The 26,620-nt window shown below is 53.6% G+C and carries 22 protein-coding genes; 4 read left to right on the top strand and 18 right to left on the bottom strand.

Annotation, left to right across the window (positions count from 1 at the left end):
* Positions 1-107 precede the first annotated feature (107 nt).
* Positions 108-2,339, bottom strand: a complete 2,232-nt coding sequence (gene relA, locus L975_RS13295; protein WP_010864367.1) for a GTP diphosphokinase — start codon at positions 2,337-2,339, stop codon at positions 108-110.
* 116 nt (positions 2,340-2,455) lie between these two features.
* Complete coding sequence (rlmD, locus tag L975_RS13290) at positions 2,456-3,826, bottom strand: 23S rRNA (uracil(1939)-C(5))-methyltransferase RlmD (RefSeq protein WP_047709001.1); 1,371 nt, start codon at positions 3,824-3,826, stop codon at positions 2,456-2,458.
* A gap of 64 nt (positions 3,827-3,890) precedes the next feature.
* On the opposite strand from rlmD, the gene barA reads away from it, so the two are divergent.
* Entirely contained in the window at positions 3,891-6,728 is a 2,838-nt protein-coding gene (barA, locus tag L975_RS13285; protein ID WP_047709000.1) for a two-component sensor histidine kinase BarA, read from the top strand.
* 175 nt (positions 6,729-6,903) lie between these two features.
* On the opposite strand, the gene acpS is transcribed toward barA, so the two are convergent.
* From acpS to rpoE, 11 genes are all read right to left on the bottom strand, one after another.
* Complete coding sequence (gene acpS, locus L975_RS13280; RefSeq protein ID WP_010864370.1) at positions 6,904-7,284, bottom strand: holo-ACP synthase; 381 nt, start codon at positions 7,282-7,284, stop codon at positions 6,904-6,906.
* A complete protein-coding gene (gene pdxJ, locus L975_RS13275; protein ID WP_047708999.1) occupies positions 7,284-8,015 on the bottom strand; it encodes a pyridoxine 5'-phosphate synthase in 732 nt (243 codons plus the stop codon). The genes acpS and pdxJ overlap by 1 nt, the downstream gene beginning before the upstream one ends.
* Entirely contained in the window at positions 8,008-8,724 is a 717-nt protein-coding gene (gene recO, locus L975_RS13270; RefSeq protein WP_010864372.1) for a DNA repair protein RecO, read from the bottom strand. The genes pdxJ and recO overlap by 8 nt, the downstream gene beginning before the upstream one ends.
* A 21-nt stretch (positions 8,725-8,745) precedes the next feature.
* Positions 8,746-9,654 (bottom strand): GTPase Era, encoded by a 909-nt coding sequence (gene era, locus L975_RS13265; RefSeq protein ID WP_010864373.1) that lies wholly within the window; start codon positions 9,652-9,654, stop codon positions 8,746-8,748.
* Positions 9,651-10,328, bottom strand: coding sequence for a ribonuclease III (gene rnc / locus L975_RS13260; RefSeq protein ID WP_010864374.1), 678 nt, complete (start codon positions 10,326-10,328; stop codon positions 9,651-9,653). Before rnc ends, era begins: the two co-directional genes overlap by 4 nt.
* Before the next feature lie 15 nt (positions 10,329-10,343).
* The gene (gene lepB, locus L975_RS13255) at positions 10,344-11,240 is read right to left on the bottom strand and encodes a signal peptidase I (RefSeq protein WP_039045167.1); all 897 of its coding nucleotides are present in this window, start codon (positions 11,238-11,240) and stop codon (positions 10,344-10,346) included.
* Positions 11,241-11,253: 13 nt separating this feature from the next.
* Entirely contained in the window at positions 11,254-13,047 is a 1,794-nt protein-coding gene (lepA, locus tag L975_RS13250; RefSeq protein ID WP_010864376.1) for a translation elongation factor 4, read from the bottom strand.
* An 83-nt stretch (positions 13,048-13,130) separates the two neighbouring features.
* A complete protein-coding gene (locus L975_RS13245) occupies positions 13,131-13,634 on the bottom strand; it encodes a SoxR reducing system RseC family protein (RefSeq protein ID WP_010864377.1) in 504 nt (167 codons plus the stop codon).
* 146 nt (positions 13,635-13,780) lie between these two features.
* Positions 13,781-14,887 (bottom strand): sigma-E factor regulatory protein RseB, encoded by a 1,107-nt coding sequence (gene rseB, locus L975_RS13240; protein WP_081995696.1) that lies wholly within the window; start codon positions 14,885-14,887, stop codon positions 13,781-13,783.
* The gene (gene rseA, locus L975_RS13235) at positions 14,887-15,495 is read right to left on the bottom strand and encodes an anti-sigma-E factor RseA (RefSeq protein ID WP_010864379.1); all 609 of its coding nucleotides are present in this window, start codon (positions 15,493-15,495) and stop codon (positions 14,887-14,889) included. The genes rseB and rseA overlap by 1 nt, the downstream gene beginning before the upstream one ends.
* Positions 15,496-15,643: 148 nt before the next feature.
* Positions 15,644-16,219: an RNA polymerase sigma factor RpoE gene (gene rpoE, locus L975_RS13230; RefSeq protein WP_010864380.1), complete on the bottom strand. Its 576-nt coding sequence runs from the start codon at positions 16,217-16,219 to the stop codon at positions 15,644-15,646.
* Between the two features lie 244 nt (positions 16,220-16,463).
* On the opposite strand from rpoE, the gene nadB reads away from it, so the two are divergent.
* On the top strand, positions 16,464-18,122 hold the full coding sequence (nadB, locus tag L975_RS13225; RefSeq protein ID WP_052181472.1) for an L-aspartate oxidase: 1,659 nt from the start codon (positions 16,464-16,466) through the stop codon (positions 18,120-18,122).
* Positions 18,123-18,309: 187 nt separating this feature from the next.
* Here the strand turns inward: nadB and L975_RS13220 are convergent, their stop codons facing one another.
* Together L975_RS13220 and sdhE are read right to left on the bottom strand one after the other, a co-directional pair.
* Entirely contained in the window at positions 18,310-18,846 is a 537-nt protein-coding gene (locus L975_RS13220) for a protein YgfX (protein ID WP_047708998.1), read from the bottom strand.
* Entirely contained in the window at positions 18,827-19,093 is a 267-nt protein-coding gene (sdhE, locus tag L975_RS13215) for an FAD assembly factor SdhE (RefSeq protein ID WP_036770508.1), read from the bottom strand. Before sdhE ends, L975_RS13220 begins: the two co-directional genes overlap by 20 nt.
* Before the next feature lie 278 nt (positions 19,094-19,371).
* Between sdhE and ygfZ the strand changes: the two genes are divergently transcribed.
* Positions 19,372-20,364 carry a tRNA-modifying protein YgfZ gene (gene ygfZ, locus L975_RS13210; protein WP_047708997.1) on the top strand — a complete coding sequence of 331 codons (993 nt, stop codon included), beginning with the start codon at positions 19,372-19,374 and terminating at the stop codon, positions 20,362-20,364.
* Positions 20,365-20,544: 180 nt separating this feature from the next.
* Here the strand turns inward: ygfZ and L975_RS13205 are convergent, their stop codons facing one another.
* The 3 genes from L975_RS13205 to L975_RS13195 form a co-directional block, all read right to left on the bottom strand.
* Entirely contained in the window at positions 20,545-23,259 is a 2,715-nt protein-coding gene (locus tag L975_RS13205) for a glycosyl hydrolase family 18 protein (protein WP_052181471.1), read from the bottom strand.
* A gap of 323 nt (positions 23,260-23,582) precedes the next feature.
* On the bottom strand, positions 23,583-24,236 hold the full coding sequence (locus L975_RS13200) for a hemolysin III family protein (protein WP_047708995.1): 654 nt from the start codon (positions 24,234-24,236) through the stop codon (positions 23,583-23,585).
* A 309-nt stretch (positions 24,237-24,545) separates the two neighbouring features.
* Positions 24,546-25,052: a DinB family protein gene (locus tag L975_RS13195; protein WP_047708994.1), complete on the bottom strand. Its 507-nt coding sequence runs from the start codon at positions 25,050-25,052 to the stop codon at positions 24,546-24,548.
* A 309-nt stretch (positions 25,053-25,361) separates the two neighbouring features.
* Between L975_RS13195 and L975_RS13190 the strand changes: the two genes are divergently transcribed.
* Positions 25,362-26,570 (top strand): acetylornithine transaminase, encoded by a 1,209-nt coding sequence (locus L975_RS13190; protein WP_047708993.1) that lies wholly within the window; start codon positions 25,362-25,364, stop codon positions 26,568-26,570.
* Positions 26,571-26,620: the final 50 nt, after the last annotated feature.

The raw sequence follows: 26,620 nt of genomic DNA, 5'->3' as shown, positions 1-26,620 counted from the left end.
AGATAAAAAAACGGGCGCTAAACAGCGCCCGTAGTCATGAGTGTCATGTTGCGTCATGCCGCGCATTGAATTAGCGTACTGACCAACACCGGTGCACCGAAGCAGACTCAGCCACGCAAGCGACGGGCTTCAATCACATCCGACAGCTGCCCGATACGAGTCAAAATCCGGCCCAACGCCTGCAGGTTATACAGCTCAACTTCCATATCGATGGTCGCCAGCTGCTTTTTAGTATCGCTACGGCTGGCCACACCCAGCACATTGACCTTTTCGTTGGCCAAGATGGTGGTGATATCGCGCAGTAACCCACTACGATCATTGGCCAGCACCCGCAAACTTAAGGTATAACCGGAGGAGTAGCACTCGCCCCACACCGCTTCCACCACCCGCTCCGGCGCGTGATTGAGCAGCTCATGCAGCTGTTCACAATCCGCGCGGTGGATAGAGATTCCGCGCCCTTGGGTGATGAAACCGACAATCTCATCGCCCGGAATGGGCTGACAGCAGCGGGCGATGTAGTGCATCAGGTTACCCACCCCTTCAACCACAATCCGCCCCGGCTTGTGCTCGGTGGCTTTGTTGGCCGCCGCATGTTGCGCCTTAGCGGCAATGGTGCGCAGCGCTTCTTTATCGGCCGTTTCGGCATCGGGCTTCATCAGCCGGTTTTGCAGGAAGTTGACCAACTGGTTCAGGCGCAAATCGCCGCCACCAATCCCAGCCAGCACCTCTTCCATGGTCTTGACGTTAAAGCGCTCCAGCACCAGCTTTTCGACATCTTTCACGCCCAAGCCCATGCGCGACAATTCGCCTTCCAGCATCTCTTTACCGGCGGCGATGTTTTTATCGCGATCGAGCTTTTTAAAGTAGGCATGAATTTTCGCCCGGCCACGACTGCTGTTCACAAAGCCGAGGTTCGGGTTCAGCCAGTCACGGCTCGGGTTCGGGTTTTTCTGGGTGATGATTTCAATCTGATCGCCCATCTGCAGCTTGTAGGTGAAAGGAACAATCCGGCCACCTATCTTGGCCCCGATACAGCGGTGCCCGACATCGCTGTGAATGTGGTAGGCAAAATCAAGCGGCGTCGAGCCAGCCGGCAAGTCCACCACATCGCCTTTTGGCGTAAACACATACACCCGGTCATCGAACACTTGGCTGCGCAGCTCATCAAGCATCTCGCCCGAATCGGAGATCTCTTCTTGCCAAGCCAGTAACTTACGCAGCCAAGCAATACGCTCTTCGTAACCGGAGCGCACGTTGCCGCCGCCTTCTTTATATTTCCAGTGCGCCGCCACCCCGAGCTCCGCATCTTCGTGCATCTGACGGGTACGGATCTGAATCTCGATGGTTTTGCCTTGCGGCCCTAACACCACGGTATGAATTGACTGATAACCGTTTGGCTTCGGGTTGGCCACGTAATCGTCAAATTCACTCGGCAGATGTTTAAAGTGGGTATGCACCACCCCGAGCGCCGCGTAGCAGTCTTGCAGGCGTTCGGTGATGATCCGAATCGCCCGCACATCAAACAGCTCATCAAATTCCAGCATCTTTTTCTGCATCTTGCGCCAGATGCTGTAGATGTGTTTTGGGCGGCCATACACTTCGGCCTGTACGCCAGACTCTTTGATATAACGGCGCAGCGTATCGACAAAAGTGTCGATGTACTGCTCACGATCGATACGACGCTCGTGCAGCAATTTCGCAATACGCTTGTATTCGGCAGGATGCAAATAGCGGAAGCAATAATCTTCCAGCTCCCACTTGAGCTGACCAATCCCTAAGCGGTTGGCCAGTGGCGCGTAAATGTTGGTACACTCTTTGGCCACCAACACCCGCTGTTCTTCATCGGCGTCTTTGACTTCCCGCAGGTGCGCGATGCGCTCGGCGAGCTTGATCACCACGCAGCGGAAATCCTCTACCATCGCCAGCAGCATGCGGCGGACGTTGTCCACCTGCTCGGACGAAGTAGAGCCGTTTTGTGTTGCATTCAGCTGGCGGATAGCATCCATTTCCATCACGCCGCTGATCAGGTTCATGATCGATTTACCGCACTCTTCCTCGACGCGTTCCGGCGTCAGTACCCCATCGGAGACTAACGGGAAAATCAAGGCGGCACGCAGGCTGTCGATATCCATGCTGAGGGTGGCCAAAATCTCCACCATCTCAAGGCCTCGGGATAACAACACGCCAGCATGCTCAGGATCGGCAATCTGAGCCTCACAATAACGCCAAGTTTCGGATACACGGGTTCCGGCCTCTGGGCTTAACCCAAGGCTGTTAATCCATTTTTCGAGCGCAAACACCCCGTCTTTATTTAGGTGCGCACCACGAACTGCAACCATAATTCATCCCTATCGCTTGGCTTTCATCGTTATATTTACCGGACGGCTCCTCTTCGCGAAGCCGTCCGTGCTTTGCATACTGTTTTTAACAGAAAAAAACCGGCCTCGACTACTGATTATTGCGCAAAAGTATTCTTAACGGATGCAGGAGGGCGTTTTTTTCCCTTTCGCACAAACAGCGCCATCGACTCCAGATGCGCCGTATGCGGGAACATATCCAGCACTCCCAGTTGTACCAGCTGATAACCAGCTTCAATCAATACTTTACTGTCGCGCGCCAGTGTCGCCGGGTTACAGGACACATAGACAATCCGCTCGGGTTGTAAGTTCACTATATGTGGCATCACCGCCAACGCGCCGGCGCGTGCCGGATCCAGCAACACCTTATTGAAGCCTTCTTGCGCCCACGATTGCTGGGTCAACGGCTCATCCAAATTGCAGGCATAAAACCGCACGTTAGCCAGCGCGTTGTCGGCGGCGTTACGGCGCGCTTGCTCGACCATCGCCTCAACCCCTTCCACACCGACCACATCTGCTGCCAGTTTTGCCGCTGGCAGGGTGAAGTTACCCATGCCGCAGAACAGATCCAGCAGGCGGTCTTGCGCATCCAATTCTAACCACGCCAGCGCTTGTGCCACCATTTGCTGATTCACATTCGGATTAACCTGAATGAAATCACGCGGCGAAAAATGCAAATTCAGGCCATCAATACGGTACAGCGGCCATTGCCCGTACCAGCAAGTGAGCTGTTCACTGTCTGGTGCCGAAAACAAGTTCAGTTGGCGAACTTGCGCCAAGGCCAGCAGCGCTTGTTTGTCACTCTCCGGCAGCGCTTGCGTATGGCGCACCACCAGTAAGATGCCGTTATCCGCGGCCACCAATTCGATATGGCCAATCGCGCGTACCGCCTGCAAGTTGCTTAAGCATTCACGCAGCGCAGGCAACAGCGCCGAAAGCTCAGGCTGCAACACCGGACAGGTATGAATATCGACGATGTTATCGGAGCCGGCCTGTCGAAAACCCAGCTGCAACTGACGCGTTTTTTTATCCACCCGCACACTTAGGCGAGCACGGCGACGATAGCCATACTGTGGCCCCTCAATCACCCCGCCATTGACGCGCAGCTCGGCAAGCCCAGTTTCGCGGCTCATCATGCGCTGCAGCGCTTGCTGCTTACTGGCCACCTGCAACGCATAATCGACATGCTGCATCTGGCAGCCGCCACACTGGCGGTAATGCGGACACGGCGGAGTCTGGCGCTGGGCGCTCGGTTGCAAGATTTTCTGACAATGCGCCTTGGCGTACTGCCGTTTATCTTCATAAATCCGGGCGATCACGCGCTCCCCCGGCAGTGCACCACTGACAAACAGGGTCTTCCCCTGCCAACGGGCCACTCCCTGCCCCTGATAATCCAGTGAGAGGATCTCGGTTTCTGCGCTTTGGGTCGCAGAAGGACGTTTTTTTGCCGGAGTATAAAATTGCGCCATGAATGTCTAGCCGGAATCAGGTAAATTATGCGGTTAAATAGTATTTTCCCACAGATAGCGACCGATGACCAATTACGGCCTGCGTGCTCGGGTAATTACAATGACACTGGCGCCAACCCTGATCATCGGGTTGCTGCTCAGTGCCTTCTTTGTGGTGAACCGCTACCGCGATCTTGAACAGCAATTGATTGATGAAGGCACCGCCATCATCGAACCTTTATCCGTGTCCACGGAATATGCGATGACCTTTCGCAACCGAGAGTCAGTCAAACAACTGATCAATCTGTTGCATCGCCGTCACTCGAATATTGTCCGCTCGATTGCGGTGTTCGATGCGGATAACCGCCTGTTCGTCACCTCGAACTTCCATCGCAACTTTTCGGTTTTGCAGCTGGAGGATGCCAGCCATATTCCGCTGCAAGTGATGTTAAGTCGCCAAGATCAGATGCTGATTATCCGCACGCCGATTTTCGCCGATGCAACGCTATCTGATGCCGCGACCAACGATCCGGACAAAACCCGGCCACTTGGTTACATTGCAGTCGAGCTTGATGTCCGGCCGATGGAGCTGCAGCAATACCAAGAAATTGGTGCGGCCTTGGGCATGTTGGTGTTCTGCTTGATTATCGCCGGCGTGTTCGCCTATCGCCTGATGCGTGTAGTCACCGTGCCAATTACCCACATGGTGCATACGGTGGATCAAATTCGCCGTGGCCAGCTCGATAGCCGCGTGGAAGGCAAGATGCTGGGCGAGTTGGATATGCTGAAAAATGGGATTAACTCGATGGCCGTCTCCTTGACGGCCTATCACGAGGAGATGCAGCAGAGTATCGATCAGGCCACTTCGGATTTGCGCGAAACCCTTGAGCAGATGGAGATCCAGAATGTGGAGCTGGATCTGGCCAAAAAACGGGCGCAGGAAGCGGCGCGGATTAAATCTGAATTCTTGGCCAACATGTCGCACGAACTGCGCACCCCACTCAATGGCGTGATTGGCTTTACCCGCCAGATGCTCAAAACTCGGCTCAGTCCAAGCCAAACCGATTACCTGCAAACCATCGAGCGTTCGGCAAATAACCTGCTGACGATCATCAATGACATCCTCGATTTCTCCAAACTGGAAGCCGGTAAGCTGGTGCTGGAGCAAATTCCGTTTGGGGTGCGCGACACCATCGATGAAGTGATGCTGTTACTGGCCCCGAATGCCCATGAAAAAGGCATTGAGCTCACCCTAACCTTAAGCCAAGAAGTACCGGAATATGTGGTTGGTGACCCGCTGCGCATCCAGCAAATTCTGACCAACCTGATTGGTAACGCCATCAAGTTTACCGAGCACGGCAATATTGATGTGCAAATCGAGCAGCGCAGCCGCACGCCGGGAAGCGTCGAGCTCTTATTGCAGGTGAAAGATACCGGTATCGGGATCTCCGAGCGCCAGCAAGCGCAGCTGTTCCAAGCCTTCCGCCAAGCCGATGCCAGCATCTCACGCCGCTATGGCGGGACCGGTTTAGGCTTGGTGATCACGCAAAAGCTGGTCAAAGAGATGGGCGGTGAAATTGGCTTCCAAAGCCGTCTGCACAAAGGTTCGAGCTTCTGGTTTACCGTGCCGCTGGCGCTGACCGAAAGCGCCCACCATGACGCGCCGAAACTGCAATCGTTGCAAGGCCAGCACATTTTACTGATTGAGCCGAACGAGAATGCGGCCCAAGCGGTGATGAGCATGTTCGAGCACCAGCCGGTGCACATTGAGCATGCCGACTCGTTAGCCAGCGCTCCGCCAGAGAAAGTGGAGATCGTGCTATTGTGCTTTGCCGCCACGCTGACCCACGACACCGCCAGCATGGTGCAACAAATTCGCGTCGCGCGGCGCTATGCTGGACGCGTTGTCATCGGCTTGCCGAGCAAAGATCTGAACATTGCCGATGAGCTGGTTCAAGCCGGAGCGGAAGCTTGCCTGACCAAACCGCTGGCGCGTACCCGTCTGTTCCATACGCTGCAAGATGGTTGTTTGGTCGCCCTGCCCGATCAGGTGCTAACGCCGAAACTGCCGCTGCGCGTGATGGCAGTCGATGATAATCCGGCTAACCTCAAGCTGATCGGTACCTTGCTCGGCGAGATGGTCGAGCAAACCGTATTGTGCAGCAGTGGCCAAGAAGCTCTGCAACAAGCCGGTCAACATGCCTTCGACATTATCCTGATGGATATTCAGATGCCAGAGATGGATGGTATTCGCACTAGCGAGTTGATCCGCCAGCTGCCAAACAATGCCGACACTCCAATTGTGGCGGTCACCGCCCATGCCATGAGCGGTGAGCGTGAGCGCCTGCTCGCCGCGGGCATGGATGACTACCTGACTAAACCAATAGATGAAAGTATGCTGCAACGCATCATGGCCCTGCATACCGGCCAAGGACTGCGTCAGGCCACGCTCACCAGCTCACAACCACTGACCGAACCAAACCTGAGCACGCCGCTCGCGCTGCCGGAGCCTAGTACGGTGACACCAACATCGCTTGTCGCCCCTGCAGCACCCGTCACCCTAGGAGTGCCAAGCAGCGCGGAAGATGTCTCACTAAGCTGGCCACTGGCGCTACAGCAAGCCGGCGGCAAAGATGATTTGGCCCGTGAGCTGCTGCAAATGCTGCTCGATTTTCTCACTGAGATCGAACAACAAGTAAATGCGGTGCTCAATGACCAGCCGGTAGTGGATATCACCGCCAGCATCCACACCCTGCACGGCAGTTGCAGCTACAGTGGCGTTCCTCGTTTGAAAAAGCTGTGTCGCGAGTTAGAGCAACAGCTACGCCACGGCGTGGCCCCCGCAGAGCTAGAGCCAGAATGGCTGGAGTTACTCGATGAAATTGCCAATGTGCGTCATGAGGCGGCCGAAGTTTTATCCTGACGCCAGCGCAAGCATCAGCGTATATCGCTCGTAGGATGAGGCATTCGCGTTTAGTCGATGCATCCGCCGATATAAAAAAGCCCACCGCTTTCGCTTGTGGGCTTTTTTGTGGCTCGCCGTTGTGATGAGCCAGTTTATACCATCAGTGATACCCAGTACTGGCATCACACGCCGGTCAGCACTCTAACAGCACCGTTGCGACCGCATAGTGCCGTTCATCGGCAATGGTGACATGCAGATGGGTAATGCCATAGCGCGCAGCCATCTCGGCTGCTACGCCGTGCAAATGCAAACAGGGTTTACCAAGCGCATCATTGCACACTTCAAACTGATTAAACGCCAACCCACTGCGAATACCGGTTCCTAGCGCCTTCGCCGCCGCTTCTTTGACCGCAAAACGCTTAGCCAAAAATCGCACCGGCTGCGCACTGGCCTGATATTGCGCCAACTCATTAGCCGTTAAAATGCGCTGCGCCAACCGATCGCCAGAGCGCTCATGCACCTTAGCAATCCGCTCGATTTCAACGATGTCAGTCCCTAGGCCGAAAATCGCCATTATGCACGGGCGTTTTGCATGATTTGCTTCATGTCGGCCACGGCATTTTTCAGGCCATCAATTACCGCGCGACCAATAATGGCATGCCCGATATTCAGCTCATGCATTTCTGGCAGCGCCGCAATAGCCGCCACGTTGTGATAGGTCAGGCCATGTCCGGCGTTCACCTTCAGGCCACGACCGGCGGCATATTCAGCGGCGGCAGCAATCTTGGCCAGCTCCATCGCTTGCGCATCTTCGGTTTCGGCATCAGCGTACGCGCCGGTATGCAGCTCGATAAACGGCGCACCCACCGCCACGGCAGCATCAATTTGCTGCATGTCAGGATCGATGAACAGAGAAACTTTAATGTCTGCGGCTTGCAAACGCGCCACGGCAGCAGTCATTTTTTCCAACTGACCAGCCACATCCAGACCGCCTTCGGTAGTCACTTCTTCGCGCTTTTCCGGCACCAAGCAGCAGTAATGCGGACGAATCTCACAGGCGATGTCCAGCATCTCCTCGGTCACGGCCATCTCCAGATTCATACGGGTCTGCAGCGTCTGGCGCAAAATCCGCACATCACGATCGGTAATGTGACGACGATCTTCGCGCAGGTGTACCGTGATCCCATCGGCACCGGCTTGCTCGGCAATAAACGCCGCATTCACCGGATCTGGATAAATCGTTCCGCGGGCATTACGAATAGTGGCGATATGATCGATATTCACGCCCAGCAACAGCTTAGACATTTTTCGTCTCCTTGGAAAAATGACGGAAAAGTTCCCGACTTTTTAATGGTTTGCCGCCAAGATACGGTTTTAGCGCCATCCGTGTAAAGCGTTTCGCCGCTTTGAGCTGCTCGGCGCTGTCAAACTGACGTGCCGCCAACGCTTGCAACTGATCGCCGGTAAATGACAAGGGATCGACAATCATGGAGGCGATAAAACCTTTTTCGCTACGATAGCGATAAGTCATGTTCGGCTCGACCGCGAGCCCGCTACCGGCACAATGCAGAAAATCCACCCCATAGCCGAGCGCTGGCAGTAACGCCAGTTCAAAACGGCGCAATGCCGGCTCTGGATTTTTTGGGTATTGGGCCAGCTCGCGCAGGCAGGTGAGATAATCGGTGAAGACCCCGCTATACGGAGTTTGTGGCTCCAGCACGCGGGTAACCAGCTCATTGACATACAACGCGCTGTACAGTGCGATGCCACTGAAAGGCAGCGCTAAAGCAGCCGGCTCGGCGCTGCGTAAGGTTTTCACCTCACCACGACCGCTCCAGCGTAATAACAATGGCGTAAAGGGCTGCAAGCAGCCCTTTAACTGAGAACGACGACTTCTGGCACCTTTGGCCAGCATCCGCACCCGCCCCTCTTCTTCAGTGAAAATATCCAGCAGTAAACTGGTTTCACTGTAAGGACGTCCGTGCAACACAAAACCGCGCTGCCAGCCTTCCATCGCAAGCCTCGTCAGTGAGGCTTAGAGATCGTCGGTGTAGCCCAGACTGCGCAAGGCACGCTCGTCATCGGCCCAACCGGATTTCACTTTCACCCACAGTTCAAGGTGAACTTTGGTGTCGAACATCTCTTCCATGTCGCGACGCGCTTCGGTACCGATGACTTTGATTTTGCTGCCTTTGGCACCAATCACCATCTTCTTCTGACCATCACGCTCCACCAAGATAGCGGCATTGATGTCATAGCCGCCCATCTCGTTTACCACAAAGCGCTCAATCTCAACCGTTACCGAATACGGCAGCTCTTCACCCATAAAACGCATCAGCTTTTCACGGATGATTTCAGAGGCCATAAAGCGCTGCGAGCGGTCGGTTACGTAATCTTCTGGGAAGTGGTGAGTACCTTCCGGCAGATGGTCATGCACGATACGCGCAATTTCATCAACCCCAGTGCCATTTTCCGCAGAAATTGGCACCACTTGCAGGAAATTCATCTTCTCGGACAACATTTGGATATGCGGCAGCAAAATCTCTTTTTGCTTGATGCAATCCACTTTGTTGATCGCCAAGATCACCGGGCAACGCGCTTGTTTTAGCTTGCCCAGCACCATTTCGTCATCGTCGTTCCAGTTGGTGCCTTCGACCACGAAAATGACCAGCTCCACATCACCAATCGAGCTGCTGGCCGCCTTGTTCATCAGGCGGTTAATCGCACGCTTTTCTTCGATGTGCAGACCCGGGGTATCCACATAAATTGCCTGATAAGCGCCTTGCGTATCGATACCGACAATCCGGTGCCGCGTGGTTTGCGCTTTACGCGACGTGATGGAGATCTTCTGTCCCAGTAACTGGTTCAGCAGTGTCGATTTACCCACATTTGGGCGACCGACAATCGCCACAAATCCGCAATGCGTTTTTTCAGTTTCGGTCATACCTGCTCCAACTGCTTCAGTGCCAGATCGGCCGCGGCCTGCTCGGCTTTACGTCGGCTTGATCCCACGCCCACCACTGGTTGCGCCATTCCTTCGACTGAACAATGGATGGTAAATTCCTGATCGTGCGCTTCACCACGCACCTGTATTACCTGATAGACCGGCAACGGTAAACGACGCCCTTGCAGATACTCCTGCAAACGGGTCTTTGGATCTTTTTGGCGATCGCCCGGACGAATTTCTTCCAAGCGCGCCTGATACCAGCGCAAAATCAGCTCACGTACCGCTTCCAGACCGGTATCCAGATACACGGCGCCAATAATGGCCTCCACGGTATCGGACAGAATTGATTCTCGACGGAAACCGCCGCTTTTCAGTTCACCCGGGCCCAGACGCAAGTATTCGCCCAGCTCAAACTCACGCGCCAGCTCAGCCAGCGTATTGCCACGCACCAATGAGGCACGCATACGACTCATATCACCTTCGTCCACTTTCGGGAATTGGTGATACAAGGCATCGGCAATCACAAAGCTCAAAATGGAATCGCCCAGAAACTCTAGGCGCTCGTTATGTTTACCGCTGGCACTACGATGGGTCAGTGCCAGTTGCAGGAAATCAATATTTGTAAAGGTATAGCCCAGCTTACGCTGCAGCGTATTTAATGATGCATTCATCAACTACATAACCGATTAATGAATCGCCCCAATCCGGTTCAGGCGCACACCGGTCGGCCACTGGCCCGGTTCTTTATCAAAACTCATCCAGATAGCGACCGCTTTACCTACCAGATTAGCGCTCGGGACAAAGCCCCAGAAACGACTGTCCTGACTGTTGTCACGGTTATCCCCCATGACAAAGTATGACCCCTGTGGCACGACCCACTCACCCACCGGCTCACCCGGCTGTGTGTAGTAATAGGCGGTAGCCTCTGGAGCATACGGATTGATCAGGATATTGTGCGCCACCGGCCCCAACTGCTCAGTTGCTTGAATCAACTGCTCATTACGTTGGAAGAACTGACTCGGATGCACATTGCTGTACTCGAGTTTGGTCAGCGGCTGACACTCTTTTCCTGATGGACAGGCTGGCTTGATATACAGCTGTTTATCTTTATAAACCACTGTATCGCCCGGTAATCCGACTACGCGTTTGATGTAATCTAAGCTCGGATCTTCTGGGTATTTAAATACCGCAATGTCACCGCGCTTAGGTTCACCCGTTTTAATCAGCGTTTTCTGGAAAATCGGGTCTTTAATACCGTAGGCGAACTTCTCCACTAGGATGAAGTCGCCTACCAGTAAGGTTGGCATCATAGAGCCGGACGGAATTTGGAACGGCTCATAGATGAAAGAGCGCACCACCAACACCACCGCAATCACCGGAAAGACGGAAACGCACGTTTCGACCCAGCCCGGTTGTGGAGCCACACTGTTGAGTGTGGCCTCATCAATATTGCCGCCGGCCTTCGCGCGAACGTCCTCGACTTTGGCTTTACGCTTGGGGGCCCAAACAAATTTGTCCAGACACCACACGATCCCGGTAAATACAGTCACCAGCACCAGAATCAGCGCGAAGGTGTTAGCCATGCCCACTCCTTAATTAATCTTTACCAACATGCAGAATCGCCAAGAAGGCTTCTTGCGGCAGCTCGACGTTACCGATCTGCTTCATGCGCTTTTTACCTTCTTTCTGCTTCTGCAACAGTTTCTTCTTACGGCTCACGTCACCACCGTAACATTTGGCCAGTACGTTTTTACGCAACTGCTTCACGGTAGAACGGGCAATAATTTGGTTACCGATCGCCGCTTGAATCGCAATATCAAACTGCTGACGCGGGATCAGTTCTTTCATCTTCTCAACCACTTCACGGCCACGGCTCTGTGCGTTGGCGCGGTGGGTAATGATAGCCAGGGCATCGACGCGATCGCCGTTCACCATGATATCAACACGCACCATGTCAGCCGCTTGGAAACGCTTGAAGCCGTAATCCAATGACGCATAGCCGCGCGAGGTTGATTTCAGACGGTCGAAGAAGTCGAGCACCACTTCACCCATCGGAATTTCGTAGGTCAGCGCCACTTGGTTGCCGTGATACACCATGTTGGTCTGCACACCACGTTTTTCAATACACAACGTGATCACGTTACCCAGATATGGCTGTGGCAACAGCATGTGACACTCAGCGATTGGCTCGCGGATCTCGGCAATGTTGTTCAGTGGTGGCAATTTAGCCGGGCTGTCTACATAGACAATTTCGCCGCTGGTCATCGCCACTTCATACACTACGGTTGGCGCGGTGGTGATCAAGTCCAGATCGTATTCACGCTCCAGACGCTCTTGGATGATCTCCATGTGCAGCAGACCCAAGAAACCACAGCGGAAGCCAAAGCCCAGCGCCGTTGAGTTTTCTGGTTCGTAGAACAAGGACGCATCGTTCAGGCTAAGTTTACCCAGCGCATCACGGAAAGCTTCATAGTCATCCGAGCTAATCGGGAACAGACCGGCATACACCTGCGGTTTTACTTTCTTAAAGCCTGGCAGAGCTTTTTCCGCCGGGTTACGTGCCAGCGTTAGGGTATCACCTACTGGCGCGCCCAGAATGTCTTTAATACCGCACACAACCCAACCTACTTCGCCACAGTTCAGCTCAGTACGGTCGATTTGTTTCGGAGTGAAGATCCCCAGACGGTCAACGCCCCATGTCTGGCCGGTGCTCATCACCTTGATCTTGTCGTTTTTGCGCAGGCAACCGTTCTTGATACGAACCAGAGACACCACACCCAGATAGTTATCGAACCAAGAGTCGATAATCAGGGCTTGCAGTGGCGCTTCCGGATCGCCTTCTGGCGCAGGAATGCTTTGTACCAGACGCTCCAACACATCCGGCACGCCAACCCCGGTTTTCGCCGAGCAGCGCACCGCATCGGTGGCATCGATGCCCACGATGTCTTCGATTTCTTCCGCTACCCGCTCCGGCTCAGCCGCTGGAAGGTCAATCTTGTTCAGAACCGGTACCACTTCCAGATTCATATCCAAAGCGGTATAGCAGTTCGCCAGTGTCTGGGCTTCTACGCCTTGACCGGCATCCACCACCAGCAGCGCACCTTCACAGGCGGCCAGTGAACGGGATACTTCATAGGAGAAGTCAACGTGGCCCGGCGTGTCGATGAAGTTCAGCTGATATACCTGACCATCACGGGCGGTATAATCCAGCGTCACACTCTGTGCTTTAATGGTAATACCGCGCTCACGCTCCAAATCCATGGAGTCCAGAACTTGGGCTGCCATTTCACGATCAGACAAGCCGCCGCAGATTTGAATGATACGGTCAGACAGCGTCGACTTACCGTGGTCAATGTGGGCTATGATGGAAAAGTTACGAATATGCTTCATCAGTATTTGCGCGACCTTTGCTAGGAATCAGAGCAGAATCAGGATTAATAATTTAAGTGGATGGATTCTACCTGAATCACCGGTCAGTCGCTATCCTTGCGCACATTCACTTGCAGATTCACTGCGTCGGCAGAATTACAGCTCAGCGGCACCCCTAAATTTCGCAGGATCACCGGTTGATATGTGGCCTGACGGCTCAGATGACGGGCTAAATAACGTGACACGCCAATCCCGACAGCCGTTCCGGCCATCGCGACAGCAATAATAGGCAGCTCATTGGCAGTAAAGAGTGATGCCAGCACCGCACTGAGAATCAAACCGAGGAGCGGCACACAGTACATCACGAAGGCAGAAGAGAGCAGGCTGCGCTCGGAAATCCCGATTTCAACCTGCTGCCCGACCTGCAGCGGCTCGCGGCAGGTCAGTTGCAGAGTATGTTGATGCGGATTATCGCCCGTGAGTTTTTCCAGTGCACTCATGCCGCACTGGCTGGCGCTAGCGCAGCCACTACATCCGGACTTTTGCTGGCAACTGACAGTCGCCACCCCGTTTTCATACGCCACTACCGTGGCTAATTCGCGGATCATAACGGATGGCTCATCAGGTGATTACACATAAACCCGTTGCTCGGTACTTTCAGCACAACTACTCTCGGCACAATCACACATAGCACAGTCACACTCTGCAAAATCACGTTCGACACAATTAAGTCAATTATGACGCAAAGCGCCCACTATTGCGCGGCTGGTGCAGAGCTACCGGCGAACTTCACGCCGTGGGCAATACGCTTCGCGGTTGCCGGCGGCAATTCACCAACAACGGTCACCTCGTACTGGCCTTGCTGCTCAGTCTGTACCGTTCGGCGGCCTTGACGCACCAGCTGTTCGCGAATATTGCGCCCTTCGGCAGGCGAAACATACACGGTAAAGCTAAACAGCCCATCGGAGTACAATTTAGACTCCACCGGAACATCGACATTTGGCAGACGATGACGGCTACGCGAGATCTCCGCAAAGCCCCCTGGCAACCATGACGGCGACCAGCTCATATCCAGCTTGGTTTGCGGCTCGAAGGTGATCACTGGCGGCAATGCCACTTCATTGAGTTTGGCCATGGCTTTCGACAACTCAGGCGCAATCAGGTAGGAAATCACCCGATACTGCTCCAGCGTTTCACCATCGCGATCCAACAAATCAGCCCGCAGCAGTAATTTACTCTCTTCGTCTAACCACACCACATAGCTGTAGCGAAAATCATCGCGCGGCACAATGCGTACCACTTGTGCAGGGCGATCGACCACCCGCGCCCGCCCGACCGGCACAAAATCATAGTACTGGCTGAGCAGTTGGAAATCGGCATGTAGCACTGATGGCATGGAATCAACGATATGCGAGCTGCGGATCGTAAACGGCTCCACGCCCGGCTCGAAATAGCTTATCTCACCACCGCGTTGCAACACTTCACGTCGCGGGCCATCGAGCTGCAACATCTGGCTCAAATCCAGATTGTTCACGCGCGCATGGCGATAACGCATAGCGTCGATACTGCTTTTGTTCACGCGAATAAACGACATCTCATAGCTGAGATCCTGCGCCGCTTGCGTCATGCGCTCCAGCATTTGCTGCGCCGAAGGTGACGCCGCCGTGGTACTCGCACTGGCAGAAGAGGTAGCGGGAGTCGTTGCCGTTTCAGCCACTGGTGCTGGCACAGATGAGGATTCGGCAGGAGACGGAAGTGGTTTAGACACCACAGAGGACGGATCGGCCGTCCCCTGTGAGGAGAATGCGGAGGTGCTGTAACAACCCAGCACCGCAAGCAAAAAAACAACCCATTGCTTCATTATCGCTGCGCATTCCCGACTTGCTGTGCCATGTCGCCCTGACGCTGCTCGATATTTTCGGCATTCAGACGACGTTGTAACTCATAATCTTGCAGCATGGCGCTGATGCGCTTGCGCTGCTCTTGCAGTTGCTGATCGCTTGGCATACCGGAGGTCGGTACGCTGTAGCTCACCGGCGATGCTTGTCCGCCAATCGGTAAGGTATTGAAGACTGGCATGTCTTGCGCCGCACCGTCTGGCTGATTGTAATACTGTACGCCCACGATCACGCCCAGCGATACGCACGCCGCCAGCCCTAACTGGCTGACATTGCTCAGTACCGGACGGATCTTGTTCCAGAAGGACAGCTTGTGCCAGGTTTCCGGCGTCGGCTGCTGCTCTGGTACCGCATTAGGCACCAACAGGGTTGGCTCATTTTCCAACTCGGCGGCAACCCGGGCAGTAATATCAAAATGCAGTACCTCTGGTACGTCACCGCGCAGAGTATCACGGATTAAATGATAGTCGCGCCACGACTGCTGCAGTTCACGGTCAGCGTACAGTTCACTTAACAGTGCGCTATCTACCGTTTCGCCGTCCATCATGGCGGAAAGTTGCTCTTTCTGCATGCCTATTACCTATTATTGCTTATCCTACCCGAGGTTACATTCCAGTACTGTCTGCGCCATTCAAACCACTCACACACTTCACATAACAGGAGCACACAGAGAAAAACCGGATACGCACCAACCTCTTTTCATTTTGATATTGCTGCTATTAGCGCTGAATTAACGGCTGGATCTTACTGTCGATAAATTCACGCGCACGGAAGATCCGCGAACGAACCGTTCCCACCGGGCAATCCATGATACTGGCAATCTCTTCATAGCTTAGGCCATCTAGCTCACGTAAGGTAATTGCCATTTTCAGGTCTTCCGGTAAGGCTTCAATAGCACCAAATACCACCCTCTTCAGTTCATCTGACAACATCAGATTCTCTGGGTTCGATATTTCTTTTAACGCACTACCCGTTTCGTAACTTTCTGCGTCTTCAGCATCGACATCACTGCTTGGTGGACGCCGCCCCTGAGCGACCAAGTAGTTTTTGGCCGTATTGACCGCCACACGGTACAACCACGTATAAAAAGCACTCTCGCCACGGAACGACCCCAAAGCACGGTATGCTTTGATGAAGGATTCCTGCACAACATCAGGCACATCGCCCTGTGGGACATAACGGGAAACCAATCCAGCCACCTTATGCTGATAGCGGGCAACCAGAAGATTAAAAGCGCGTTTATCCCCCTGCTGAACACGTTCGACCAACACTTGGTCTGTCAACTGCTCGCTCATCCGAGGTGTCTTCTCCAAAACATTCTTTGTACAGCATCTCGTATTACTCCGCCGCCCACGGGGTGACACAGCGTAATATTGAGCCAGCTGATTTATTTGATTTAATTATCCCGCAGAAGTTCAACGTTGTACTAAATTCTGTGAGCTGAACTTCGCTGATGCTGTAAAAACGGTAACAAATATGGGGTGAGCTGATCTACCATACGCTCACTTATTAGTCATCTATCAGTATCTATCATACGTTATGGAACAATCCCTTGAACATCTTTGTGATGTGCTCGTGATCGGAAGCGGCGCTGCCGGTCTCTCTTTTGCCCTTCGGGTCGCGGCACACAGCAAGGTGATCGTACTGAGCAAAGGACCGCTTGCTGAAGGTGCCACATATTACGCCCAAGGCGGCATCGCTGCGGTGTTCGATGAAACTGACAGCATTGAATCACACGTTCAGGATACACTGATTGCCGGTGCTGGGCTGTGCGATAAAGCAGCAGTTGAATTCATTGCACAAAATGCACGTGATTGTGTGCAATGGCTCATTGATTATGGCGTACCGTTTGATGTGGAAGAGCACGATGGCGCGCAAAAATTCCACTTAACCCGCGAAGGCGGCCACAGCCACCGCCGTATTTTGCACGCCGCCGATGCCACCGGCAAAGCGGTGCAAACAACCTTGGTCGATAAAACCCGTCTACACCCTAACATCCAGCTGTACGAACGCTACAACGCTGTTGATCTGATCACAACCGCTAAACTGGAATTGACCGATAGCACGCAGCAACCCAATCGGGTGCTGGGCGCCTATGTTTGGAACCGTGAGCTGGAGCGAGTCGAAACCATCCGTGCGAAAGCGGTGATCTTGGCCACTGGCGGTGCGTCCAAGGTATATCAGTACACCACCAATCCAGATATTTCCTCCGGTGATGGCATCGCTATGGCGTGGCGTGCAGGCTGCCGCGTGGCCAACATGGAATTTAACCAGTTCCATCCGACTTGTTTGTACCATCCACAGGCACGTAATTTTTTGCTGACCGAAGCTCTGCGCGGAGAAGGCGCCTATCTGCGCCGCCCTGATGGTAGCCGTTTCATGCCAGACTTCGACTCGCGTGCTGAACTGGCTCCGCGGGATATCGTGGCGCGTGCCATTGACCATGAGATGAAGCGTCTCGGGGCTGATTGCATGTACCTCGATATCAGCCATAAACCGGCAGAATTTGTGCAGGCGCATTTCCCAACCATTTATGAAAAATTGCTCACGCTAGGTTTGGATCTGACCGCCGAGCCCATCCCGATTGTACCGGCAGCACACTACACCTGTGGTGGGGTGATGGTCGACCAACACGGACGTACCGATGTCGATGGGCTATATGCCATTGGTGAGGTCAGTTATACCGGCTTGCATGGTGCCAACCGGATGGCGTCCAACTCGCTGCTAGAATGCGTGGTCTATGCCTGGTCAGCGGCGGAAGATTTGCTGCAATGGCTACCGTATGCCGATGTGGTCGATACCCTGCCAGCATGGGATGAAAGTCAGGTTGAGTGTTCGGATGAAAAAGTGGTGATCCAGCACAACTGGCATGAGCTGCGCCTTTTTATGTGGGACTACGTCGGGATCGTGCGTACCACCAAACGGTTAGAGCGCGCACTGCGCCGCATCAACATGCTCAAGCAAGAGATTCAAGAGTATTACGCGCATTTTCGTGTCTCGAATAACCTGCTAGAGCTGCGCAATCTGGTGCAAGTGGCCGAGTTGATTGTGCTGTGCGCCCTGCAGCGTAAAGAAAGCCGCGGTCTGCACTACACGCTCGATTATCCACAAACGCTGGATGAATCGCGGCCGAGTGTGTTGACCCCGTCAACCAGTCAGCCAACTGAGGCGCTTTCCGACGCAAATCTTTTCCAGTAAGCCGCCTCTCACCCTGTATTGGCGCGATGTCGGTCGCGCCACTATCTGGCGATCAATATCGTGCAATATCGCACGAATATATGTCGCTAACTATCACTGACTGAAAGCAACGCAACAACCAAGATTGCGTAGTTATCTCAGGGGAACATCGGTGAGTGAGTCAAGGATGTAGCAGACAGAGCCGGATTTAGCGATACTCCGCCAATAACTGTTCGGTCTGTACTAACTTACCACATAAGCGTCGCCACTCGGCGTTCGACAGCATATCAGGCAATAACCAAATCGGCTCGCGGCTAAAACGCACAAACTGCGGCCAACGTGCCGAGCTTCCCTTTGAAGTATCGGCTGAGTTATCCGCTGCTGTATCGATATCCGTTGAGGCATCGATATGCTCACGACGCACCCAAATCACGACGCCCGCTCGCCCTAAAAACAAGGCGGAACGATACGACCAACGCTGACCTTGCCAGCTGATGCCAAGCCCCTCATCCCACGCCAAGATGCCGTGTTGTGCTCTCAAGCGCCGATAGCGATGCCGAAACTCAAGGCTAAGGGCCACTAACAACGCGCCGCCCAATAGCCACCACAGCGGACTGAGCGACTCGCTGAACAATGTCTCAGAGACTAAGTAATAGCACGCCAACAGCGCCAATACACCATAACCGGCGCTCAGAAGTTGTACGCTGCGGCGTGAGGGCCGCACATTAAACGGCAGTAAATCCACGCGCTTTATTCCGCGCTTTAATCAACGCGACCATGGCTTCCAGCGCCGGATCTTCTGGACGGGTATTGTTCATAAACCAGCGGAACAAATCCGGATCGTCACGCTCCAGCAAACGGATAAAGGTCGCTTTATCTTCATCGCTCAAGCCTTCGTATTCATGCTCAAAAAACGGCATGATCACCACATCCAGCTCCAGCATACCGCGGCGGCACGCCCAGCGAACCCGGGCACTATTATTCACATCAATCACAACTTAAACTCCGTCCCGTCATTAAAAAGGGCTGCCCCTTTTTGCACAGCTTTCGATCCTAGCACTGATCTTGAAAATTACCGCCGCGCAGCGCCCAAAATTTGTGACTAAGTTCAGTGTTTTGAGCTGTTTTCAGCGACAGAATTTCACCCTGCCCCGTAGTCAGCTCAGCAGCAGGACGCTATATTGAGAGCCATAAGCACACCTTTTCTGCATGTAACCCGGCCCTCAACTATCGGGCCGCACTCAGATTATCAGATGATACGGACACCACTATGACAGCCTCTGTTACTGCTCCTTTTGCCGCCGCCCCGTTGCTACCGGCCGCTCAATTGCCATTGACGTTGATGTCTTTGGAGCATTTGGCGTTATTGACCATCACCGGACCGGATGCGGCCAAATACCTGCAAGGTCAAGTCACCTGTGACGTACAAGCACTGGCACCCGAACATTACACGCTGGGCGCACATTGTGATGCCAAAGGAAAAATGTGGAGTGTTTTCAAATTGTTCGCGCTGGATGGCGGCTTTGGCTGGTTGCAAGCAGCCGACTTAAATGAACGCCAACTGCCAGAGCTGAAAAAATATGCCGTGTTTTCCAAACTGACGATCAGTGAAGATAATAACTACACCTTGCTGGGATTAGCGGGCGCTGATGCACGGCAAGCCTTAGCGGCGCTGTTTAGCCGTTTACCGGATGCTGATGCGCCGTGTGTTAGCAGCGACCACTGCACGTTACTGTGGCAAGCGCAGCCTCAAGAGCGTTTTACGTTGTTGGTGCCACACACTGAGTTAAGCCGAGTGTTAGATGGCTTACAGCAAGCCGCGCCGGGCTACAACAACCACCAGCAGTGGTTAGCGCTGGATATTGAAGCTGGGGTACCGCAATTATCCGCTGCTACCTGCAATGCGTTTATCCCGCAAGCACTGAATCTGCAGGCGCTGGATGCGGTCAGCTTCAGCAAGGGCTGTTACGCCGGTCAAGAGATGGTGGCGCGCGCCAAATACCGCGGCGCCAACAAGCGCGCGCTGTATACTTTAGCCGGTCATGGCCATACCGCGCCGCAAGCCGGTGATAGCTTAGAGCTACAACTGGACGAGAACTGGCGTCGAACCGGTACGGTGCTGGCCGCAGCACTGTTGCAAGACGGTCAACTGCGGGTACAAGCGGTGCTGAATAACGAGCTAGATAGCAATGCACACCTGCGCGTTGTCGGTGACAGCGACAGCAGCCTGCATCCGGTCGCGCTGCCTTATAGCCTCGAATAAATAGCGTCAACTAATCTCGCCCGCGCCACGGCATACAAAACAGCGCGCGATAGGCTTAGGTTAGCGATAAAAAACCCCGCAATGCGGGGTTTTTACTGTGGCAGCCACTAAGGCTTCTATCTTTAAGACATCTATCTTTAAAACGTCTACCGTCGAGCCTTCATCGATTGGTGCTCGCGATTAGCTCACTTTTTTCCATGCACCAGACTGGCTGCTTCCCGGCACTTCACCTTGTGTCCACCACTGTGCCTGCCAAGTCGCGCCGTTATAGGTTACTTTGGCGCCGCCCGAGTAAGCGGTAGTCGCATTCCAGCTCGCCACCGTCGCACTGCCACCGCTGCCATTACCGGAAGAAGAGCTCACCGCCTCCCATGGACCGCCTTGGTCTGGCTGATTGCCTTGCGTCCACCACTTGGCTTTATACTGCACGCCGTTAAACAACACGGTATCGCCACCAACATAGACTTTGGCCGGATCCCAGGTAGTCTGGCCGGTATTACCGCCAGTCGATGGTACGTCTTTCACTGTCACTACCACCGATTTGGTCACGCTGAGCTTGCCATCACTGACCGTTACCGACACCGTGTAGTTACTGTCAGCGCTCACGCTTGGCGCGGTCAGCGTAATACTGGCGGCATTGGTGGCATTGGCCGTTAAACCGGCAGTATTCCAGCTGTAGGTCAACGGATCGCTTTCGGCATCTTTAGCGTCCGCGGTCACCACTAACGTTTTCCCTTCATCAACGGTTAACGTTGCCGGCAAGGTCAGGGTTGGCGCGCTATTCAGTGGTGGCGTCACCGCCGCTTTGACCGTGACAGCAATGGTTTTGCTCACCACATTGCTGCCATCGCTCACTTTCAGCACCAGATTATAGACGGCGTCTTTATCGACCTGCGGCGCAGTTAAGGCCAGTGTCGCTTTGGTGAGATCGGGCGCGCTAAAGCCGGCCGGTAATGTCCACGCATAGGTGAGCGTTTGGCCTTCCGGATCGGATGCCGATGCCTGTACGTTGATACTCTTACCACTATCTACGCTCAGTGCACTGCTGACACTCACCACCGGCGGTTGGTTGGAGGTGCTGCCACCGCCACCACTGCCGGCGACAGGGTGTGCCAGTGATTCATGCATCGCATTAAGGATATCGCCGTTATCACCGTCAATCTCCCATGAGAACAAACCGCCCAATCCATTGGCTCGTACATAATTGCCCTTGGCCAATACCGAGCGTGGGTTATCGTATGTGATCAGCTCACCGGTTGACTGATTCCAAACGTACGGGGCTTGCGCTTGCTCATCATACCCATACTGAAAACCGTTCACGCCAGTGCCATTGGTCGAGCCTAATGCGCGTTTGAGAATATCCCAATAATCCACCACACCCGCTTCGAAGGTGCCTTTAACCGCGCCAGCTCCGGTGCCAGACATCGGGTTACCAGCAATCTTCAAGCTCGCCGGCATTACCCCATTCCAACCACGGCCATACATAGCAACGCCAACGTTCAACTTGCTGGCTAACACTTTTTTCGCCAACATCAGTTTGATGGCGTTATCGGTGTTGTAATCCGGCTTGTTGGTGTAATCCTTCCCGCTGGAGTCTTTACCCGTGCCTTGGCAGCGAGCAGCTTCCAAGTGAGAGCCACAGTACAGCGCCGCCTGATGGCCTGGCTCATTATTCCATGCCCCATAGAAGTCATAGGTCATCACATTGAAGCGATCGACATACTGCGCCGCATCCGCATAATTGATGATGCCAATTTTGTCGTAACCGGAGCCAATCGCGGAAGTCAGCTCATAGCGTTTACCGGTTTCAGCGCCCACGCGATCCAGCATTTCACGCAGCTCGCGCATCAAGGTGACATAAGTGGCACCGTCTTTAGCCGGATCGCCCAGTTTCGGATTCGCCCCCTTGCCGCCCGGGTATTCCCAGTCAATATCTACCCCATCAAAGAATTTCCAAGTACGGATAAACTCCTCCACCGAATCAACGAACACTTTACGTTTCGCATCATCGCCAAAGAAGAAGAACGGATCGGAGAGCGTCCAGCCGCCGATAGAAGGCAGGATCTTCAGATTTGGATAGCGTTTTTTCAGCGCCATCAAACTGCCGAAGTTACCCTTATAGGAATCAAACTGCCCTTGCCCAGGTTGTGGCATTTGCAGCGCAGCCCACGGATCATGGATAGCAACTTTGAAATCCTCACGCCCCAAGCAGGCACGCTGCAAGGCATTGAAGCTGTTCCCGTTATCCACCTCTTTCAGGCCATCATTGATACCATTGCCGCCGCAAATCGGGGTAAAACCGTAATAAATGTGGGTCAGGTTCTGCGCGGGGATTTTCGCTACCGGATATTTGCGATCGTATACGCCCCACTCAACAAAGTAGGTACCGACCTGCGTGCCACTGGTATTGGTGTAGGTTTTGTTATTCGGATCAACGCTCATGGTCAGCGGATCTAAATGGCTACCATCGGTATCTGCCACCACGATCGCTTTGGCATCACTCAACGTACAACTCTCGCTGGCGCCACTGCCGCTACACAGCGCAACCTGCATCTGGTATTTGCCGCCTTTTTTCACATACACGGTGGCACTGTCTTTTTGCGAGGCGGCCGCGCTAACACTTTTTTCAAATACTGATTGACCATTGAGCAACACTTTCCAGCGATCGCCTGCCTCGCCAGACCAGCGATCCCACGCGACCGGCACCGGCGCGCCATCTTTATTGACCTTCACCAGCGCGTTGTACGATGTCGCTTCCTGATTGACTTGCACAATCGCAAAGTTGGTTTCACTCCAGGCCAATACCGGTTTACCGGGCGCGGCCTGCGCCTGACCAATGCCTGCTAGCATCAGCGAACAACATAGAGCAGAAAGGGGGAATCCTTTAGATTGCATTTACCCGTATCCTTGTAAGGTAGAGCAAACATAAATGACGGTAAGCGGGCTACAGCCGCGAAGGGTACAACGTAATAACCAGCAGAGCTCTCTCACCATCCCAACAGGTGTCACATTGTCTTGGCTTATTTTTAGACAATAAAAATGATTGTCTGCACTTAACAAAAAAGCAACATAGGAAGGTGTGAAAAGCGGGGCTTACAAATTTGGCATGCGCTGACAGCGAAATGCTTCTCATCTTAAGGCAAAACCGCCGGTGCACAGTGGCAATCCAGCGGTTTTAGGCTACGCAAATAACAGCGAAATCAGCAACGTTAGTCAGGTTATTTTGCAATATAAAAGTATATCGCGAGGAAGTGACACACAGCGCCGCCGAGGACAAACAAATGCCAAATGGCATGACTAAACGGCAGGCGTTTGGCCAGATAGAAGATCACGCCCAAACTGTATAGTGCGCCACCCGCCGCCAAAAGAACTAAGCCGCCGAGCGGTAACGAGATGGCCAGTTGATAAATAACTACCAGAGATAACCAGCCCATCAGCAAATAGGTGCTGACCGACAGAATCTGAAAGCGGTGCACGAAAAACAACTTAAACACGATGCCCACTGCCGCGAGCGCCCAAATCACCACCATCAAACCTGTCGCTAACGGGGTATCTAGCGCCACCAGCAAAAAGGGAGTGTAGGTACCGGCAATCAACAGATAAATGGCACAGTGATCAAAGGTTTTCAGCCAACGCCGCGCTTTGGGGATCAAAATAGCATGGTAGAGGGTCGAGGCCAGAAACAGCACTATCATACTGCTACCGTATACCGCATAACTGGCTAGCGCTCGGGTCCCCTGATGCTCTACGGCGCCCTGCATCACCAGCAATACCAACGCCACAATCCCAAAAATAACCCCTAACCCGTGAGTGATACTGTTCACCCATTCTTCGTGAACAGAATACGCCGTAGATGAACTAACCGATGACATACAGTGACTCCGACACTCAACAATACCTGACCTGATGGCCATCCATCATGCTGCATGACGCGCTCAGCACGTCTGCGATGATGACAGTATACCTTTCTCGGCGTACACGTGTAAGCTGAAAATACAAAAACTGCACGGCCTCGCCATTCAGCATGGCAGTAGCGAGAAACCCCCCGTAAGCAAACCAATAAGAAAAGTAGATAAGCAAAATGACGTGAATGAAATGCAGCAAATCCGTGACGTAGGCGCAGCCATCAGACGATGACTGCATCCACAAAGGCGCGCCGCGCAAACCTCGCTATCACAGAATTAGACGTGGTCAGTGATGGCTTCAGCGTGCTGTGCTGCCGCCAGCGCGACTTGTGCGCGTCGAAAGGCAGCAAAATCAATTCCCGGCGCGGGGTAACCTTGGTTGGTCATCACCGCTGAGATTTGGCCGCGATGGTGCACCGCATGCAAAATGACTTCACAGATTTGAATATCGGCGTCATGGCGCTGGCTTGGTGCTAATTCCGCCAGCTGAGTGGTGATCGCCAGCCACTGGTCGCAGGTCTGCTCCAGTTGCTCAAACAAGGCCGCAGTATCGATAGTGACAATGGTATCCGGCGCCAAATCCGGTACCGGCTGGTGCAGCACTCGAGCTAATTGCTGACGTTCAGAAACCAACAAATGATTGAGTGTATTGAGAATTGAGCCAAATGACAGGCCACTGTCTTGTACGAGCAACGCGGTGGGTAACCCACGTAACTGACGCTGCAAAATACGGTATGCCCAGCGGTGGTAGAGCAGTTGCTGCTGAAGGTGATGCGGTAACATACTCACAATGCGCTCACTCCTTGGCTGACAGATCTTCACGGGCAAAGAGGCACCGGCGTGGTGCGACTCTTTGGCTGGGCGGATTCTAACCGTTAATATACGAGTTGTTAACGTTTAAGATTTGTACAACAGATAAAGCCATCCAAAGATAGAAAAAGATCACAAACTCCTGTCGCACCTGTTCACGCTAGTGCAACTTTCCATTGTGGTGATGCTGGAATTTTTAGTCACAAAAAACGATTGAACATTCAGTTTTTATTCACTACATTGCCAAAATCAGACCGCACAAAGCAAATGCAGGGAGCAGAGATGACCACACTGAACACGGACGCGTTGATGACCATAACCCACCGGCCGGAGCTCTATTTCACCCATGGTAAGGGACACTGGCTGTACAGCAGCGATGGCACTGCGTATTTGGATTTTGTCCAAGGCTGGGCCGTGAACTGTCTGGGCCATTGCCCTGATGAGCTGGTCCAAGCGCTAACCCAGCAAGCACAAACCCTGATCAATCCAAGCCCAGCCTTTTTTAACCAACCCATGGCGCAATTAGCCACACGCTTAGCGACCCTGTCAGGACTGGATCAGGTGTTTTTTACCAACTCAGGCGCCGAAGCCAATGAGAGTGCCATCAAGCTGGCTCGCCGCTACGGGCAAAAATATAAAAATGGCGCTTATCAAATCATCACCTTTGACAACAGCTTTCACGGACGAACATTGGCCACCATGTCCGCCACCGGTAAGCCTCAATTTGCGGCGCTGTTCGAGCCAAAAGTGCCCGGTTTTATCAAAGTGCCGTATAACGATTTAGAGGCCGTGCGCCAAGCGGTCACAGACCAAACTATTGCGGTAATGCTGGAGCCAATCCAAGGTGAAGCGGGCGTTATCCCAGCCCAGAAAAGCTTTATGCAAGGGCTACGCGCACTCTGTGACGAGCTTGGTTTATTGCTGATTGTCGATGAGGTGCAAACCGGCATTGGCCGTACCGGCACCCTATTTGCTTTTGAGCATTACGATATCGTGCCGGATATGGTTACGCTGGGTAAAGGGTTAGGCGGCGGGATCCCGCTGGCCGCGCATTTGGCGCGTGCGGAGGTCGCTTGCTTTGAGCCCGGCGATCAAGGTGGTACCTATTGCGGTAATCCGCTGATGTGTGCCGGTGGGCTAGCCGTAGTGAACACGGTGGCACAGCGCGACTTTTTACAACAGGTGCGCGACAGCAGTGCGCAGCTACGCGCGGGTCTGGAAGCGTTAAGTGCCGAACTGGGAATGGGCGAAGTGCGTGGTCACGGTTTATTGCTGGCGCTGGATGTGAAATACCCGATAGCCGAAGAGGCGGTTGCGGAAGCCCGCTTGCAGCAGTTGCTGCTAAACGCACCGCGTCCGAACCTGTTGCGCTTTATGCCTGCGCTGACCTTGAGTGGGCATGAAATTCAGTTGATGCTGGGGCGTTTGCAGCTGATTTTACGCAGCCTGATGGCGCAATATCAGAAAAAACCACAACCAAATCTGGCCTAAACAGACGCAAAGTAACAATCACCACGCGCGTCTTACCGCCATCGGAATAG

The organism is Plesiomonas sp. ZOR0011, from assembly GCF_000800945.1.
Classification (GTDB): domain Bacteria; phylum Pseudomonadota; class Gammaproteobacteria; order Enterobacterales; family CAMTGL01; genus Plesiomonas; species Plesiomonas shigelloides.
Note: the sequence above shows the minus strand (reverse complement) of the source record. Positions and strands in the feature narration are given on the sequence as shown.

Bases quoted from the DNA above. Each gene is read 5' to 3' on its own strand.
- pdxJ (WP_047708999.1), bottom strand. From the start codon at position 8,015: ATGTCTAAGCTGTTGCTGGGCGTGAATATCGATCATATCGCCACTATT.
- rnc (WP_010864374.1), bottom strand. From the start codon at position 10,328: ATGAATGCATCATTAAATACGCTGCAGCGTAAGCTGGGCTATACCTTT.
- barA (WP_047709000.1), top strand. From the start codon at position 3,891: ATGACCAATTACGGCCTGCGTGCTCGGGTAATTACAATGACACTGGCG.
- L975_RS13205 (WP_052181471.1), bottom strand. From the start codon at position 23,259: ATGCAATCTAAAGGATTCCCCCTTTCTGCTCTATGTTGTTCGCTGATG.
- lepA (WP_010864376.1), bottom strand. From the start codon at position 13,047: ATGAAGCATATTCGTAACTTTTCCATCATAGCCCACATTGACCACGGT.
- L975_RS13190 (WP_047708993.1), top strand. From the start codon at position 25,362: ATGACCACACTGAACACGGACGCGTTGATGACCATAACCCACCGGCCG.
- L975_RS13200 (WP_047708995.1), bottom strand. From the start codon at position 24,236: ATGTCATCGGTTAGTTCATCTACGGCGTATTCTGTTCACGAAGAATGG.
- acpS (WP_010864370.1), bottom strand. From the start codon at position 7,284: ATGGCGATTTTCGGCCTAGGGACTGACATCGTTGAAATCGAGCGGATT.
- lepB (WP_039045167.1), bottom strand. From the start codon at position 11,240: ATGGCTAACACCTTCGCGCTGATTCTGGTGCTGGTGACTGTATTTACC.
- rseB (WP_081995696.1), bottom strand. From the start codon at position 14,887: ATGAAGCAATGGGTTGTTTTTTTGCTTGCGGTGCTGGGTTGTTACAGC.
- relA (WP_010864367.1), bottom strand. From the start codon at position 2,339: ATGGTTGCAGTTCGTGGTGCGCACCTAAATAAAGACGGGGTGTTTGCG.
- rlmD (WP_047709001.1), bottom strand. From the start codon at position 3,826: ATGGCGCAATTTTATACTCCGGCAAAAAAACGTCCTTCTGCGACCCAA.
- rpoE (WP_010864380.1), bottom strand. From the start codon at position 16,219: ATGAGCGAGCAGTTGACAGACCAAGTGTTGGTCGAACGTGTTCAGCAG.
- ygfZ (WP_047708997.1), top strand. From the start codon at position 19,372: ATGACAGCCTCTGTTACTGCTCCTTTTGCCGCCGCCCCGTTGCTACCG.
- L975_RS13195 (WP_047708994.1), bottom strand. From the start codon at position 25,052: ATGTTACCGCATCACCTTCAGCAGCAACTGCTCTACCACCGCTGGGCA.
- recO (WP_010864372.1), bottom strand. From the start codon at position 8,724: ATGGAAGGCTGGCAGCGCGGTTTTGTGTTGCACGGACGTCCTTACAGT.
- nadB (WP_052181472.1), top strand. From the start codon at position 16,464: ATGGAACAATCCCTTGAACATCTTTGTGATGTGCTCGTGATCGGAAGC.
- L975_RS13245 (WP_010864377.1), bottom strand. From the start codon at position 13,634: ATGATCCGCGAATTAGCCACGGTAGTGGCGTATGAAAACGGGGTGGCG.
- era (WP_010864373.1), bottom strand. From the start codon at position 9,654: ATGACCGAAACTGAAAAAACGCATTGCGGATTTGTGGCGATTGTCGGT.
- rseA (WP_010864379.1), bottom strand. From the start codon at position 15,495: ATGCAGAAAGAGCAACTTTCCGCCATGATGGACGGCGAAACGGTAGAT.